Origin of the sequence: Loktanella fryxellensis (assembly GCF_900110065.1) — a bacterium.
Taxonomy (GTDB): Bacteria; Pseudomonadota; Alphaproteobacteria; order Rhodobacterales; family Rhodobacteraceae; genus Loktanella; species Loktanella fryxellensis.
Map to the genome: position 1 here is coordinate 1 of NZ_FOCI01000004.1, position 15,543 is coordinate 15,543.

At 66.1% G+C, this 15,543-nt stretch carries 12 protein-coding genes; 7 read left to right on the plus strand and 5 right to left on the minus strand.

Annotated elements, in window-relative coordinates:
• Window positions 1-17: 17 nt before the first annotated feature.
• Together BMX16_RS17295 and BMX16_RS04310 are read right to left on the minus strand one after the other, a co-directional pair.
• A complete protein-coding gene (locus tag BMX16_RS17295) occupies window positions 18-503 on the minus strand; it encodes a hypothetical protein (RefSeq protein ID WP_143057991.1) in 486 nt (161 codons plus the stop codon).
• 185 nt (window positions 504-688) lie between these two features.
• Window positions 689-1,900 (minus strand): acyl-CoA dehydrogenase, encoded by a 1,212-nt coding sequence (locus BMX16_RS04310; protein WP_089899267.1) that lies wholly within the window; start codon window positions 1,898-1,900, stop codon window positions 689-691.
• A gap of 263 nt (window positions 1,901-2,163) precedes the next feature.
• Here BMX16_RS04310 and BMX16_RS04315 point away from each other — a divergent pair, with 263 nt between their 5' ends.
• The 6 genes from BMX16_RS04315 to BMX16_RS04340 all read left to right on the plus strand — a co-directional run bounded on the left by BMX16_RS04315 (window position 2,164) and on the right by BMX16_RS04340 (window position 9,175).
• A complete protein-coding gene (locus BMX16_RS04315) occupies window positions 2,164-3,219 on the plus strand; it encodes an ABC transporter substrate-binding protein (RefSeq protein WP_245731346.1) in 1,056 nt (351 codons plus the stop codon).
• Window positions 3,220-3,305: 86 nt separating this feature from the next.
• Complete coding sequence (locus BMX16_RS04320; protein WP_089899274.1) at window positions 3,306-4,181, plus strand: ABC transporter permease; 876 nt, start codon at window positions 3,306-3,308, stop codon at window positions 4,179-4,181.
• Window positions 4,178-4,954: an ABC transporter permease gene (locus tag BMX16_RS04325; protein WP_089899277.1), complete on the plus strand. Its 777-nt coding sequence runs from the start codon at window positions 4,178-4,180 to the stop codon at window positions 4,952-4,954. The genes BMX16_RS04320 and BMX16_RS04325 overlap by 4 nt, the downstream gene beginning before the upstream one ends.
• Window positions 4,955-4,958: 4 nt before the next feature.
• The gene (locus BMX16_RS04330) at window positions 4,959-6,017 is read left to right on the plus strand and encodes an ABC transporter ATP-binding protein (protein WP_089899280.1); all 1,059 of its coding nucleotides are present in this window, start codon (window positions 4,959-4,961) and stop codon (window positions 6,015-6,017) included.
• Between the two features lie 74 nt (window positions 6,018-6,091).
• Window positions 6,092-7,654, plus strand: coding sequence for a glycerol-3-phosphate dehydrogenase (gene glpD, locus BMX16_RS04335; RefSeq protein ID WP_089899285.1), 1,563 nt, complete (start codon window positions 6,092-6,094; stop codon window positions 7,652-7,654).
• A 141-nt stretch (window positions 7,655-7,795) separates the two neighbouring features.
• On the plus strand, window positions 7,796-9,175 hold the full coding sequence (locus tag BMX16_RS04340; protein ID WP_089899288.1) for a sensor histidine kinase: 1,380 nt from the start codon (window positions 7,796-7,798) through the stop codon (window positions 9,173-9,175).
• On the opposite strand, the gene BMX16_RS04345 is transcribed toward BMX16_RS04340, so the two are convergent.
• Both BMX16_RS04345 and BMX16_RS04350 read right to left on the minus strand, forming a co-directional pair.
• Window positions 9,165-11,534: a hybrid sensor histidine kinase/response regulator gene (locus BMX16_RS04345; RefSeq protein WP_245731316.1), complete on the minus strand. Its 2,370-nt coding sequence runs from the start codon at window positions 11,532-11,534 to the stop codon at window positions 9,165-9,167. The two genes, BMX16_RS04340 and BMX16_RS04345, sit on opposite strands and share 11 nt — an antisense overlap.
• Complete coding sequence (locus BMX16_RS04350) at window positions 11,531-13,033, minus strand: ATPase domain-containing protein (protein ID WP_089899695.1); 1,503 nt, start codon at window positions 13,031-13,033, stop codon at window positions 11,531-11,533. The genes BMX16_RS04345 and BMX16_RS04350 overlap by 4 nt, the downstream gene beginning before the upstream one ends.
• Window positions 13,034-13,311: 278 nt before the next feature.
• Here BMX16_RS04350 and rimK point away from each other — a divergent pair, with 278 nt between their 5' ends.
• Entirely contained in the window at window positions 13,312-14,736 is a 1,425-nt protein-coding gene (gene rimK, locus BMX16_RS04355) for a 30S ribosomal protein S6--L-glutamate ligase (protein ID WP_245731318.1), read from the plus strand.
• Between the two features lie 27 nt (window positions 14,737-14,763).
• On the opposite strand, the gene BMX16_RS04360 is transcribed toward rimK, so the two are convergent.
• On the minus strand, window positions 14,764-15,444 hold the full coding sequence (locus BMX16_RS04360; protein ID WP_089899294.1) for a helix-hairpin-helix domain-containing protein: 681 nt from the start codon (window positions 15,442-15,444) through the stop codon (window positions 14,764-14,766).
• Between the last annotated feature and the right edge of the window lie 99 nt (window positions 15,445-15,543).

The following is a 15,543-nucleotide window of genomic DNA, read 5'->3' on the forward strand; positions in this document are numbered from 1 at the left end:
CGCCCTTGGCATCCCCGTCACAAAGGCAGTGGCATAAATCCGTCTGGGGTAAGGGGAAAACCGTCCGTCAGCTGATTTGCGCAACAGAGTCCCTTAATGTCAATCCAACTGGTGGAATTAAGCCGAGGTTTCTTCCAAACAACATCAATACAAATCTGCTGTCCAAGATATCTTGACCCCGCGCACCATGCAGCCCAACCTAACAGATAAGGAGATGTCTTGACTTTGTCACTTGCGTCAACGTCTGTCTGATTACCTCGACGGATCGCATGTTTGGTTGCGTTACTTGCTTCACGTAAAATTCTGAACTGCCATCCTCCGCCGTCGCAAATGGAATCTTTAAAAGATGTTTCAGGCTTCTCTACGTGGCAAGCAACGTGAACGGCATACACATCAATTGCCCATATGAGGCTAAAAGCACTTGGAAGGTCGTTGGGCATTTCTTTGAGACGTTGGAAAAGCACCTCAACAATCTGTACCTTATACTGATCGGGCTTCATCATTCGACAGTATTTCCTTACACTAGCCTCCATCGTTTAAAATTAAAATAGATGGCATAATCATTGTGAATTTACGAAAAAAGATAGTGTTTTGAGCAATTCTTGGCATCTGTCGTCAGCGTGATTGCGGCGCAAAATCGTTTTCTCACAGCGGATTTTTCCGAGTTACTATTTGCCCCCCGGCCCCTTTAAAAAAACGCCTGCAGTCCCGTGATCGCCCGCCCGAGGATCAGGGCATGCACGTCGTGCGTCCCCTCGTAGGTGTTCACCGTCTCGAGGTTGATCATGTGGCGCATGATGTGGAACTCGTCCGAGATGCCGTTGCCGCCGTGCATGTCGCGGCTGTGGCGGGCAATCTCCAGCGCCTTGCCGCAATTGTTGCGCTTGATCAGGCTGATCATCTCGGGGGCGGCGTGGCCTGCATCCATCAGGCGGCCCACCTGCAGCGCGGCCTGCAGGCCCAGCGTGATCTCGGTCTGCATGTCGGCCAGCTTTTTCTGATAGAGCTGCGTCTGCGCCAGCGGCTTGCCGAACTGCTTGCGGTCCAGACCGTATTGCCTTGCTGCGTGGAAACAGAACTCCGCCGCACCCATGGTGCCCCAGGCGATGCCATAGCGGGCACGGTTCAGGCAGCCGAAGGGGCCCTTCAACCCCTGCACGCCGGGCAGCAGGGCATCCTCGCCCACCGCCACGTCCTTCATCACGATCTCGCCGGTGGTGGAGGCGCGCAACGACAGCTTGCCGCCGATCTTGGGCGCGGACAGCCCCGGCGTGCCCTTGTCGAGGACGAAGCCGCGGATCTTGCCGTCATGCGCCTCTGACTTGGCCCAGACCACGAAGACATCGGCGAACGGCGCGTTGGAGATCCACATCTTGGACCCGTTCAGCACGTAACCGTCGGCGGTCCTCTTCGCCACGGTCTTCATGCCCGCAGGGTCGGAGCCCGCATCCGGTTCGGTCAGACCGAAGCAGCCGATGAGCGTACCGCTGACCAGACCGGGCAGGTATTTGCGGCGCTGCTCCTCTGACCCGTAGGCGTGGATGGGATACATCACGAGCGACGACTGCACCGACATCATCGACCGATACCCCGAATCGACGCGCTCGACCTCTCGCGCGATCAGGCCGTAGGTGACGTAGGATGCGCCGAGGCCGCCGTATTCCTCGGGGATGGTGCAGCCCAGCAGACCCGCCTCGCCCATCAGGGGGAACAGGTCGGGGGCCGCCGCCTCGTCGCGGTAGGCCTGCGTCACGCGGGGTTGCAGCACGGACTGCGCAAAGTCGCGGGCGGCGTCGCGCAGCATGCGCTCGTCCTCGGACAGTTGCTGTTCGAGCAGCAGGGCATCCGCCCAGTCGAAGGGACCGAGGTCAGGTCCCATGCCGATCAGATCCTTGGCCATCGCGTATGTCCCCTGCTGTGCCGCCCCACGCCGGGGCCGAAGTCCGGCACACTATCCGCCCTGCGCAGCCAGAGGGCAAGGTGCAGCCCCGTCGCAGTCGGACCGCAAAACTCTTGCGGTTTGATCGCGCGCCGTTAACGTTCGTCACACGAATGTCATGTGGCGGGACTACCTGCTGCCGCCAACGTCCCACCGCAACCATGATCCCGGAGCATCCCATGAATTCCCGCACCACCCTGCTGGCCAGTGTCAGCCTCGTCGCCATGACCGTGGCACCCATCGCACAGGCCCAATCGGACGAGCTGATCGCCGCCGCGAACGCCGAAGGCCGCCTGTCCACCATCGCCCTGCCCCACGACTGGTGCGGCTACGGCGAAGTGATCGCAGGCTTCAAGGCCAAGTATCCCGACATCGAGGTGAACGAACTGAACCCTGACGCGGGCTCTGCCGACGAGCTGGAAGCCGTGCGTGCCAACAAGGGCAACACCGGCCCGCAGGCACCAGACGTGCTGGACGTGGGCCTGTCCTTCGGCCCCGCCGCACAGGAAGAAGGGCTGCTACAGCCCTATCAGGTCAGCACCTGGGACACGATTCCCGCAGACGCCAAGGATGCCGAGGGTCACTGGTACGGCGACTATTATGGCGTGATGTCGTTTCTGGTGAACACCGATCTGGTGGAAAACGTGCCGACCAGCTTTGCCGATCTGCTGAAGCCGGAATACGCTGGCATGGTGGCGCTGGCCGGTGATCCCCGCGCCTCGAACCAGGCGATCCTGGCGGTCATGGCCGCAGGCATGGCGCGCGGTGCCGAACCGGGCGAAGCCGCCGCACAGGCCGGGCTGGAGTATTTCGCGGAGCTGAATGCCGCGGGCAACTTCGTCCCCGTGATCGGCAAGGCCGGAACGCTGGCACAGGGCACGACGCCCATCGTGATCGAATGGGACTACAACGCCCTGTCGTCGCGCGACACGCTGGCGGGCAACCCGCCGGTCGAGGTCGTGGTGCCGTCGGATGCGGTGCTGGCGGGTGTGTATGTGCAGGCGATCAGCGCCTATGCCCCGAACCCGAACGCAGCCAAGCTGTGGATGGAATACCTCTATTCCGACGAAGGGCAGCTGGGCTGGCTGGCCGGTTACTGCCACCCGATCCGCTTCAACGATCTGGTCGCCAACGATGCCGTCCCCGCCGAACTGCTGGAGGCGCTGCCCCCGGCAGAGGCCTATGAAGCCGCCGTGTTCCCGACGCTGGATCAGGTGAACGCCAACAACGCCGCCGTCGTCGCAGGTTGGGACAGCGTCGTGGGCGCGAACGTCCAGTAAGCCTGTCAGACCGTCCCAAAGCGCCCCCCGGACCCGGTCCGGGGGGCGCATCCGTGCAAGAAGGCCCCCACCATGATCCGCGCTGCATGACCGCATCCCCCCGCCCTTCCGCCATCGCGGGCCTTGCCGGACGCTGGATCGGCCTTGCGCCTTTCGTGCTGTTCACCGGGCTGTTCCTGATCCTGCCGACGCTGCACATCGTGATCGGTGCCTTTCGTGGCACCGATGGTGAATTCACGATCCAGAACATCCTCGATTTGAACACGCCTACGATCCGGTCCGCCTATTGGGTGTCGATCAAGGTCAGCTTCCTGTCCGCGCTGCTGGGCTGCCTGATCGGCTTCGCCATGGCGGCGGCGATGGTGCTGGGCGGTGTCACCCGCCGGATCAAAGGACCGCTGCTGACCTTTTCCGGCGTCGCCTCCAACTTCGCGGGTGTGCCGCTGGCCTTCGCCTTTATCGCGACCATCGGCCCTGCGGGCCTGATCACCGCCTATCTGCGGACAGAGTTCGGGATCAACCTGCGCGCCTATGGCTGGAACCTGCTGTCGACGTGGGGGCTGATCGTCACCTATCTGTTCTTCCAGATCCCGCTGATGATCCTCATCATCACCCCCGCGCTGGAGGGGCTGAAGCGCGAGTGGCGCGAGGCGGCGGCGATCCTTGGCGCCACGGGCGCGCAATACTGGCGCATGGTCGCCCTGCCGATCCTGTTTCCGGCGATCCTCGGCACCATGGCGCTGCTGTTCGCCAACGCCTTCGGTGCGGTCGCCACGGCCATCGCGCTGACGGGGCCGTCGCTGAACATCGCGCCGATCCTGCTCTATGCGCAGATCAGGGGCGACGTGCTGGGCAATCCGAACCTCGGCTATGCCTTGGCGTTCGGAATGATCGTCATCACCGGGCTGGCCAATGCGATCTATATCGTGCTGCGGTTCCGCGCCGAACGGTGGCTGAAATGACCAAGTTTCTTGCCTGGACGGCCATTCTGCTGGGCTGCCTCTATTTCGCGCTGCCGATGATCGGCATGGCAGAGTTTTCGCTGTCGATGCGGCGCGACGCGTATTCCCTCGACGCCTACCGCGTGGTGCTTGCGGACCCGCGGTTTCAGGCGACGTTCCTGTTCTCGCTGGCCATGGCGCTGGTGACGATCGTGTTCGGCGTGCTGCTGGTCGTGCCGACCGCCGTCTGGGTCCAGCTCAAGATGCCGCGCCTGCGCCCGGTGGTGGAGTTCATCACCCTGTTGCCGCTGGTCATTCCCGCCATCGTCATCGTGTTCGGGTATATCCGCCTCTACAACACGTCGGGCTGGCTGCCGCTGACGGGCAGCGTGACAGGGACCAACATCCTGCTGATGTTCGGCTATGCCACCCTCGCCCTGCCCTACATGTACCGGGCGGTCGACACGGGACTGCGCACCGTCGATGTGGCCACCCTGACCGAGGCGGCGCAATCGCTGGGCGCGGGGTGGCTGCGGATCATGGCGACGGTGATCCTGCCCAACGTGCTGGGTGCGGTGCTGTCCGGTGCGTTCCTGACGCTGGCCATCGTGATCGGGGAATTCACCATGGCGGCCCTGCTCGACCGGCCCGCCTTCGGTCCCTACATGCAGGTGCTGGGGGCGAACCGCGCTTATGAACCCGCCGCCCTCGCGGTGATCGCATTCGCCATCACATGGGTCTGCATGGGCCTGATCGGCACCATCGCCCGCCTGTCCAAACACAAGGGGGCCTGAGCCCATGGCATTCCTCGACCTGTCGCAGCTGAACAAGTCGTTCGGCCCCAACCATGTCGTCAAGGACTTCGACCTGAGCATCGCGCAGGGCGAATTCGTATCCCTGCTCGGCCCCTCGGGCTGCGGCAAGACCACCGTGCTGCGCATGGTGGCCGGGTTCGAAACACCCTCCTCCGGCGCGATCCGCATCGACGGGCAGGACATGACCCACCTGCGCCCGAACCAGCGCAACATCGGCATGGTGTTCCAAGCCTATGCCCTGTTCCCCAACCTGACCGTGGCGCAGAACGTCGCCTTCGGCCTCAAGGTGGCGGGCGTCGCACGGGCAGAGACGCAGACCCGCGTGGACGAGATGCTGGCCCTGATCGGCCTGCCCGATCTGGGTGGTCGGTATCCTTACCAACTCTCGGGCGGGCAACAGCAGCGCGTGGCGCTCGCCCGCGCGCTGGCCGTGCGGCCCAAGGTGCTGCTGCTGGACGAGCCGCTGTCGGCGCTGGACGCCAAGATCCGCGCCAGCCTGCGGCGCGAGATCCGCGCGATCCAGCAGCGGCTGGGCATCACCACGATCTTCGTCACCCACGATCAGGAGGAGGCGCTGTCCATGTCCGACCGCGTCGTCGTGATGAACGGCGGGCGCGCCGACCAGATCGGCACCCCGTTCGAGATCTACAATACCCCGGCGACCCGCTTTGTCGCAGGCTTCGTCGGCACGCTGAACACGTTTCAGGCGGTCGTGACCGATCCGGCCACAGGCACCGTCACGCTGGGCGACACCCCCATCGCGCTGCACCGCCCTGTCGATGCCGCCGCTGGCACCACCGTGACGCTGGCGATGCGGCCCGAAACGGCCACGCTGGGCATCGGTGAACCCGGTGACGTGGTGCTGCGGGCGCGGATCAGCGACGTGCAGTTCCTGGGCGCGATCATCCGCGTGACGGCGGATCTGGGCGGCGACAGCCTGACCCTCGACACCTTCAACCGGGCTAGCACGCCGCCACCGGATGTGGGCGCACCGGTCACGATCAGCATGCCGCCCGCAGGCCTTGTCGTGCTGGTCGCGTAAGGGCCGCGACATGGTGCCGGGTTTCCATTCCGGCACCCCGGCGGCATGGTGCGCCCGCAAACAAAAGGCACATCATCTTGGACAACGACGACATCCGCGACCTTCTGGTCATCGGCGGCGGCATCAACGGCTGCGGCATCGCCCGGGACGCGGCGGGGCGCGGGCTGACCGTGACGCTGGTTGAAATGTCGGATCTGGCGCAGGCGACATCCTCGGCGTCGACCAAGCTGTTCCACGGCGGTCTGCGGTATCTCGAATATCTGGAAATCCGTCTGGTCCGCGAAGCGTTGATCGAGCGTGAGACGCTGCTGCGCGCCATGCCGCACATCAGCTGGCCCCTGCGCTTCGTGCTCCCCTTGCACCCCGGGATGCGGTTCGAGGGCGACAGCCCGGTGGCGAAACTGCTGGGCACGGTCATGCCGTGGCTGCGCGGGCGGCGGCCCGACTGGCTGATCCGCGCAGGTCTGCTGATGTACGACACGCTGGGCGGGCGGCAGATCCTGCCCGGCACGACGACGCTGGACCTGACGACAGGGCCAGAGGGGGCGGCCCTGCGCACCGGCATCCACAAGGCTTTTGAGTACAGCGACTGCTGGATCGAGGATTCGCGACTGGTCGCCCTGAACGCACGCGACGCGGTGCAGCGGGGCGCGCAGGTGCTGACCCGGACGCGCGTGACGCAGGCCCATGCGACGGACGGCATCTGGGCGGTGACGGTCGAGGATGCGCAGACCGGCAACACCCGGACCATCCGCGCCCGGATGATCGTGAACGCGGGCGGGCCGTGGGTCGGTCAGATCCTGCGCACCCGGATCGGATCGAACAGCGCCGACGACGTGCGGCTGGTGCGTGGCAGCCATATCGTCACCCGCCGCCTGTTCGACCACGACAAATGCTATTTCTTTCAGGGCGCCGACGGGCGGATCATGTTCGCCATCCCCTACGAGACGGATTTCACCCTGATCGGGACGACCGATCAGGAGCATGCCGACGTGGATACGCCACCGGTCTGCACGCCTGCGGAACAGGCCTACATGCTGGATTTCGTGAACGCCTATCTGCGCACGCCCGTCACGGCCGACGACGTGGTCTGGAGCTATTCCGGCGTCCGCCCGCTCTATGACGCGGGGGGCGGATCCGCCACCGCCGCGACCCGCGACTATACGCTCAAGCTGGACGACAGCGCTGGCGCGCCCGCACTGCATGTCTTCGGCGGTAAGATCACGACCTATCGCCGTCTGGCGGAAGGCGCGCTGGAGAAGATCGGCCAGCGGCTGCCCCTGCGGCAGGGGGCGTGGACGGCTGGGGTGGCCCTGCCCGGCGGCGATTTTCCGGTGGGCGACGTGGACCGGCTGATCGCTGACCTGCGGGCCGACTATCCGTTCCTGACCGATCGCTGGGCGCGCCGCCTGATCCGCGCCTATGGCACCGAGGCACGTCTGATCCTGGGGACGGCCACCAGTCCCGCCGATCTGGGTCCGGATTTCGGTGCGACCCTGACCGGGGCCGAGGTGGACTGGCTGATGCGCCACGAATTCGCCCGCACCGCGGATGACGTGCTGTGGCGGCGCAGCAAGCTGGGCCTGCGGCAGGTCGATACGGCGGCCCTTACCCGCCACATGATGACGCGGGCCTGACGGCGACGGACCGGAAAAGCTTGCGTTGTCGCGGGTTTTCGTCACGATCACGCCTGCGGTGCAGCGGCAGGCGATGGTCCTGTCTGTGGCGTCGGCCCTTGCGCCGTTCCGTTGACCTTTGACAGGATGTAGTCGCGTGACATGCCATACAGGATCATGCCCGGTCCATCCGGACCGCTGAACCACCGTCCCGACATCGACCGGCTGATCCGGCTGGAACAGGGGGCCATCATGGACGTGGTGGTCCGCATGGTGGGTATCCCGCTGGCCGCCGCGCTGATCTGGCTGCGCACCGAAAGCATCCATGCGGTGATCTGGCCCGTGCTCTATCTGACCTCCTTCGCCGCATCGGTCGCCTATGTCCGCACGCTGGGTGCCGTGGTGACCGAACGTCAGTGCCGTCTGGCAGAGGCGACGGTCCTCGTGAACACGCTGACCTTCGTGTGGCTGCCGGTCTGGACCGTCGTGCAGCCGGACCGCGACCTGTGGCTGTTCGGGGCTGGTCTGATCGGGGCGCAACTGGTGCATCTTTTGCAGCGATCCGACGCGTCACGCTTCGTCACTATCGGCAACATCGCGATCTTCGGTGCCGTCCTTGCGGTGGCCTACGTCGCCCTGTGGCCGCAGATGACGGACCCGCTGATGCGGTTGGGCATCTTTGGCAGCTGGCTGGCGCTGCTGCTGTATTTCGCGCAATCCATGCTGGCGGCGCGCGACCGGCGACTGGACCGCGACCGGGCGAACGCCCGCGCGTCACAGGCGGAAAAGATCTCGGCGATCGGCAGGCTGGCGGGCGGAATCGCCCATGACTTCAACAACATCCTCACCGCCATCTCCGGCAACCTGCAGCTGTACGAAGTCCTGTCGGACCCGGCGGAACGCGACGAGGTGGTGGCCGCCGCCCACATGGCCAGCCAACGCGGCGCCGGCATCGTCAGCCAGATCACGATCTTTGCCCGCCAGTCGCCGCAGACCCTGTTGCTGACCGATGCGAATGCGCCGCTGCACGGGTTGCGGTCGCTGACCGATCACCTGATCCCGCGGCGCATCACGCTGACCATGCGGCCCCTGCCCGGTCCGGTGCAGATCCGGGCCGACGTGAACCATCTGACCTCCGCGCTGCTGAACCTGATCGTGAACGCCGTCGATGCGACCCCCGCCAACGGACGCATCCGGCTGTCGGTCGAGGTGGCGCACCTTGCGACACCCCTGCGGGTCGCAGGGCCAAAGGTTCTGCCCCCGGGCGTCTATGTGGTCTACGACGTCACCGATACGGGCACCGGCATTCCGGCCGACATCACGGCTCAGGTGATCGAGCCGTTCTTCACCACCAAGCCAGTGGGCAAAGGCACCGGGCTGGGCCTGTCGATGGTCTATGGCCTGGCAGACGGGTTGGGCGGCGGCCTCGATCTGCGCAGCACGCCCTATGGCACGACGGTGCGCATCCACATACCGGCCATAACGGACACCGCCACGGCTGCGGCGGTGCGGTCCCCGGCGGTGCCGGGCGTCACACCATGAAGCGGTCGAGCAGCCGTTCCAGCGCCGCATCCGAGAACGGCTTTTCCAGCCGTTCGGTGATCAGACCCGCAGCCCCGTCCGGCATGTCCGCGTAGCCGGTGGCAAGGATGATGGGGATGTCGGGGCGCGTCAGGCGGATCTGGCAGGCCATTTCCACGCCGGTCATCTTGGGCATCGCCTGATCGGTCAGGATCAGGTCGATGTCGGCCCGCTCGGCCAGCCGGGCCAGCCCCTCGGCACCGGAATAGGCGGCGATGACCTCGTGGCCCAGATCCTCCAGCAGGCCGACCGTGCCCATCGACACCAGCACGTCGTCGTCCACCGCAAGGATGACGAGCGTCCGGCGTTCGCTGGCGGTGGGGGCGGGCGCCGGGGCGGGTGCGCTCACCTCGGTGACAAGCTGCGTCTCGGCCGTCGCGGCCGGAAGATAAAGCAGCGCCGTGGTCCCTCCACCGACTTCGCTGGACAGGGTGAACGTGCCACCGGACTGCTTGGCCAGCCCGTGGATCATCGACAGGCCCAGCCCCGTGCCCTTGCCGACACCCTTGGTGGTAAAGAACGGCTCCGTCGCCTGCGCCAGCGTCGCTGCATCCATGCCGCAGCCGTCGTCGGTCACCGCCACGCGCAGATAGGTGCCGGGCTTCAGCTCGGCGACGCCGTCGCCTTCGACTGCATCGACGTCGATCTGCAACTGGCCGGCCCCGTCCATCGCGTCGCGGGCGTTCACGGCAAGGTTCAGCAGCGCCATCTCGAACTGGTTCAGGTCCACGTCCGCATGGGGCAGGTCGGGGGCCACGGTCATCGCGATTTCGACCTCTGGCCCGATGGCACGGACCAGCAGGTCACGCATGTCGGGGATCGCCGTCGCCATGTCCACCGCCACCGCGTGCAGATCCTGCTTGCGCGCGAAGGCCAGCATCCGCTGTGTCAGTGCCGCTCCGCGTTCGACGGCCTTGGTCGCATTGGCGATCAGCGCCATGCTGCGATCATCGGCATCGTGCAGGTGGCGTCGCAACAGATCCAGACTGGCACGGGTCGCCATCAGCAGATTGTTGAAATCGTGCGCCACGCCCCCCGTCAGCTGACCGATCATCTCGAGCTTCTGGCTTTGGCGCAGGGCGGCTTCGGTCTCGGCCAGCGTCCGCGCCCGTTCCAGACGATCGGTCACGTCGCGGCCGATCGCATACACCTGCCCGCCATGCGCCGAGGCGGTCCACGCGAACCAGCGATAGCTGCCATCCCGGTGCCGGAACCGGAATTCGTAGGGGTCGATCAGCGGCGACTGGAACACCGAGATGAACTTTTCCACCGTCCGGTCCACGTCATCGGGATGCACCCAGTCGAGGAAGGACCGCCCCAGTACCTCTGCCGGTGTCAGTTCGAGGATGCGGGTCCATGCGGCATTGACGTTGACCAGCGTGGCATCGCGGTTCACCACGGCGATCAGGTCGATGGCCATGTCCCAGACCACGTCCCGCTGGCGGGTGATGTCGGTCAGCGTGGCCTGCCGCGCCAACACTTCGTGATGGATGTCGGTGCAGGTGCCATACCAGCGCATGATGGTCCCATCCTCGCCACGCACGGGCTGCGCACGGCCCAGCACCCAGCGATAGACGCCGGTGTGGTGCCGTAGACGGTATTCGATCTCGTAGGTGTCGCCGGTCCGCAGACATTCCGTCCACACCGCCCAAGCCTGATCCTGATCGTCGGGATGGAACATCCCGTTCCATGCGGCACCGTCGGTCGATCCCTCCGGCATGCCGGTGAATTCGTACCAGCGCCGGTTGTAATAGTCGTGATAGCCGTCCGGCAGCGTGGACCAGATCATCTGATCGACGCTGTCGGCGATGGCGTGGAACTTGGCCTCGCTCTCGCGCAACTGGCGCTCGCGCAGGTGCAGCGCCTCCAGCTGATCGCGCGCCACGTGCTGGCGCAAGCGCGCGGTCAGGGCAGAGCGGACCGCGCGCAGCAGTTCCTGCGAATGCAGCGGACGCGACAGCAGCACCGCGTTGTTCAACCGCTCGATCCCCTGTCCTGCGGTGAACGACCAACCGCTGACCGATCCGTTCGACAGGACGACGAACGGCACATCCGACCATGCGGGCTGCGCCGCCAATGCGGCGTCGAGGGCGTCGCGCCCGTCGCCCATCAACGCCTCTTCGGTGGCCAGCACGATGCCCAGACTGTCGATCACGGTGCCGGCCAGTTCGGCCAGGCTGCCGACGACGCGGGTGTCGATCCCTTCGACCTCCAGCACTTCGCGGGCCACATCCGCATCGCGACCGCGCGGAGCGAGGATGGTGACCTGCTGCGCGGTCACCGATGCAGCCGCCATGGCGGTATCCGCCAGCAGGCTCACGACGGCCCGCCCGCCTGATGTGCCACGGTCTGCTGCTGAAACACCGGCGTGCCAGACAGCCGCCCGGTAAAGCTGCGGATCGGCGCGCCGATCCGCAGACCGTCGTGGTCGGGCGACAGCGCCCGGATGGTGCGTTCATGATCCGATGTGCGCGTCTTGACGACGGCGATGGATTTGCGCACCGCGCCCGCCGCCGCGCAGAACCGCAGCAGCAGCACAGGATCCGCAAGATAGCTGATGTCCACGTCGGACCGCAGGTCACCGGTGGCGCCGTGCTGACCGAGGATCAGCAGCGACACGACACCCCTCTGCGCCAGATAGCCGAGCAGTGCGTGCATCTGCAACACGAGGAAGGTGTCGCCCGGCATCGCATGCAGACAGGCGTTCAGACTGTCCAGCACGACGATCTGCGTGCCACCCTCCTCCACGCTGACGCGGACCGCGTTGGAGAGCTCGCCCGGCGACAGTTCCGTGGGGTCGATCTGGCGGATCGTCAGCCGCCCGTCGTCGATGTAGGGTTGCAGGTCAATGCCCAGCGCCCGGCAGCGCATCTTGAGGGTGGTGCGCCGTTCGTCGAACAGGAAACACGCCGCCCGCTGCTCCCGGTCGAGGGCCGCGATCATGCAACGGACCGCCGTCGTGGCCCTGCCGATGCCAGCAGGCCCCGCCTGCAGCGCGTTGGTTCCCGGATACAGGCCGTCGCCCAGCAACAACGCATCCAGCCCCGCCAGGCCCGTCGTCACCGGCGTCGCATCGCAGGTGGTGGCCTGCTCTGCCGAGACCAGACGCGGATAGACGCGCATACCACCGGTCGCGATGGTGAAATCGTGAAAGCCGCGGCGATACGTCATGCCGCGCTTCCTGACCACGCGCAGCCGCCGCCGCTCTGCCCCGAAATCGTTGGACAGCTGTTCCAGACAGATCACGCCATGCGCGATCGCATGCAGCTGCAGGTCGTCGACGTCGGACGTGCGGTCGTCCAGCAGCAGCACGGTGCAGCGCCTGCGCGCAAAGAAGTGTTTCAGCGCAACGATCTGACGGCGGTAGCGCAGGGGGTTCTGCGCCAGAAGACGCAATTCGGACAGGCTGTCCACGACGATCCGCGTCGGTTCGGTCCGCTCGACCAGTTCGATGATGCCGCGCACCGTCTTGCCCGGCTCCAGCTCGCTGGTGTGCAGCAGCGTCTGATCATGCGCCGCGCCACAGGCATCCTCGCCCACCATCTCGCGCAGGGTGATCCCGTCCAGCGACCAGTCGTGCGTCTGGGCCACGGCGCGCAATTCGCTCTCGGTTTGGGACAGCGTGAAATAGAGACCGCGGTCGCCCGCATCGCGCCCGACCAGCAGGAACCGCAGCGCCAGTGTCGTCTTGCCTGCGCCCGGCGTGCCTTCGACCAGATACAGACGTTCCGGCGTCGGACCGCCGTTCAGGATGTCGTCCAGACCCGGGGTTCCTGTCTGCAAACGTTCGGTTGCAACAGGCGTCGTCGTCTCCGGCATGGGCGCGGTCTCCGTCGTGATCGTATGCAACCGACAGCATGCGATCCGTCGCATGTGCTCTATGCAGATGTCATGTTTTTCGGCTTTGACAAGCCCGGACAGGGTCCGATCCGCCAGAGGTCCGCGCGGATGCATGGGCATGGCCGCGCATGCGCCCGCTGACGCCACGCGAGGCGTCGCAAATAATTGACACTGGCGCGTTAATCCGGTCTGCGCTGCGGCGCCTTGCCCGGCCCCAGCCCGGCGCGGCCCGTCAGACAAGACCAAAGGAGCATCCGGTGTCAGACCATGTGGAACCGGCCCCGCCGTTCAGGCTGGGATGGGAAGAGTGGGTCGCCCTGCCCGGCCTTGGCCTGCCGGCCCTGAAGGCCAAGATCGACACGGGCGCGCGCACCTCGGCGCTGCATGCCTTCGACATCGAACCGTTCGGCCCGGCGCAGGCGCCGCATGTCCGCTTTTCGGTGCATCCGATTCCGGGGCGCGAGGATATCACCATCGCCTGTTCCGCCGCCGTGCGCGACCGACGCGAGGTCACGTCGTCCAACGGCGAGACGGAGTGGCGCTATGTCATCGGGACCGACATTGCCCTTGGCGACCGCACATGGCCGATCGAGGTGACGCTGACCGACCGCGGCAGCATGGCCTATCGCATGTTGCTGGGCCGTCAGGCGCTGACCGACGACATGGTGATCGTTCCCGGCGAAAGCTGCTGCCAGACGCCGCGCGACTATTCCGCCTATCATGCGCCCACGGCCCCGGGCACCGCCCCCGCCCGCACCCTGCGCATCGCCGTCCTGTCGCGCGAAGGGGGGGCCTATTCCACCCGCCGCATCGTGGCCGAGGGGGCTGCACGCGGCCATGTCGTCGAGGTGATCGACACGACGCGTTGCTACATGCTCATCAACCGCCTGCAGCCCGAGATCCATTACGACGGGGCACGTCTGCCGCGCTATGACGCGGTCATTCCGCGCATCGGCACCTCGGTCACCGCCTATGGTGCCGCCTTGATCCGCCAGTTCGAGGCGCAGGGCACGTATTGCGTGAACGGCGCCGACGGCATCGTCGCCAGCCGGGACAAACTCCACGCCCACCAAATCCTGTCGCGCAGCCGGATCGGGATGCCCGCCACGGCCTTTGCCGCATCGCCCAAGGATACCGACAACCTGATCGCGCTGGTCGGCAACGCACCCCTCGTGGTCAAGCTGCTGGAAAGCACGCAGGGCAAGGGCGTCGTGCTGGCCGAGACGCGCCGCGCGGCCCAGTCGGTGATTTCCGCCTTTCGCGGGCTCAAGGCCAATTTCCTCGTGCAGCATTTCGTCAAGGAGGCGGCGGGCGAGGATATCCGCTGCCTCGTGATCGGTGGCCGCGTGGTCGCCACCATGCTGCGCCGGGCCGAGGCGGGCGAGTTCCGCTCGAACCTGCATCAAGGCGGCAGCGCGGAGCCCGTGCGCATCAGCAAGGCCGAACGGGACACGGCAATCCGCGCCGCGCGGGCCTTTCAGCTTGGGTTGGCAGGCGTCGATTTGCTGCGCGCGCACGATGGCCCGCAGGTGCTGGAGGTGAACTCCTCGCCGGGGTTCGAGGGGATCGAAGGTGCCACGGGCCGGAACGTGGCGGGCCTGCTGTTCGACGAGATCGAGCGCAAGGTCAGGCCGTCCGTCCCGCGCCGCATGATCCGGCGCGTCAAGGCCGTCGTCGACTGACCGGGGACGAGATCGGCGCGTCCAGGGTCAGGACTTGCCGGATTTCGACTTGGGCTTGGGTTTGGCCTTCGCTTTGGGCTTGGCCTTTTCAGCGGCCTTGGCCTTGCCAGCGGCCTTGCCAGCGGCCTTGATCGACGTGGCCTTCTTGCCTTTGCCGGACTTCGGATCGGCCTTTGCCTTGGACGATCCGTCCTTCTTGTCGGTCTTCGCCGACTTGGCCTTTTTCGCCGGGTCGACATCCTTGTTGGGCGTCTTGCCGTCCTTCTTCGCAGATGCCTGCTGTGGCTTGGACTTTTCCGACCTGGCCTTTTCCGACTTCGGCTTCTGAGCGGCCTTCGTTGCCTTCGCCTTGGCGGGCCTATCATACGCCTCTGACTTGCCGCTGCCCGGGCGCTTGGCGATGCGGGCGTCATCCTCGACCGCGTCGGCGGTGGCGGCGGTCAGGGTCTTGGCTGCGACGGGTGCGGCGGCGGCCGGGATCGCGTCAGACAGCGGCACGTCGGAGGCGGATCGGCCACCGGACCCGTCCGCGAGCGCCTGCGCCGCCGACTGCATTGCCTGCATCCGCGCGGGGCTGACCCGCGGGATAGCCGCCAGCATGTCGGGCGACGCACCGGCCAGATCGGCGACCGTCGCGATGCCATGAGAGGTGAAGGTGCGGGACAGCGCGGGGCCGATCCCCGGCACGGTCTGAAGCGATGTCATCATGATCTCTCTCAAGGGGCCGCGTCGCGCGGCGGTGGCGGCCCACCCCAGCGGGCCTTTGCGCAAAAGCTAGGGCGCGGCACGCCGTCGCCCACCCGGCGC

What these genes read in the sequence shown, in the direction of transcription:
- BMX16_RS17295 (WP_143057991.1), bottom strand. Translation starts at nt 503, where the DNA reads ATGATGAAGCCCGATCAGTATAAGGTACAGATTGTTGAGGTGCTTTTC.
- BMX16_RS04310 (WP_089899267.1), bottom strand. Translation starts at nt 1,900, where the DNA reads ATGGCCAAGGATCTGATCGGCATGGGACCTGACCTCGGTCCCTTCGAC.
- BMX16_RS04315 (WP_245731346.1), top strand. Translation starts at nt 2,164, where the DNA reads ATGACCGTGGCACCCATCGCACAGGCCCAATCGGACGAGCTGATCGCC.
- BMX16_RS04320 (WP_089899274.1), top strand. Translation starts at nt 3,306, where the DNA reads ATGACCGCATCCCCCCGCCCTTCCGCCATCGCGGGCCTTGCCGGACGC.
- BMX16_RS04325 (WP_089899277.1), top strand. Translation starts at nt 4,178, where the DNA reads ATGACCAAGTTTCTTGCCTGGACGGCCATTCTGCTGGGCTGCCTCTAT.
- BMX16_RS04330 (WP_089899280.1), top strand. Translation starts at nt 4,959, where the DNA reads ATGGCATTCCTCGACCTGTCGCAGCTGAACAAGTCGTTCGGCCCCAAC.
- BMX16_RS04340 (WP_089899288.1), top strand. Translation starts at nt 7,796, where the DNA reads ATGCCATACAGGATCATGCCCGGTCCATCCGGACCGCTGAACCACCGT.
- BMX16_RS04350 (WP_089899695.1), bottom strand. Translation starts at nt 13,033, where the DNA reads ATGCCGGAGACGACGACGCCTGTTGCAACCGAACGTTTGCAGACAGGA.
- BMX16_RS04360 (WP_089899294.1), bottom strand. Translation starts at nt 15,444, where the DNA reads ATGATGACATCGCTTCAGACCGTGCCGGGGATCGGCCCCGCGCTGTCC.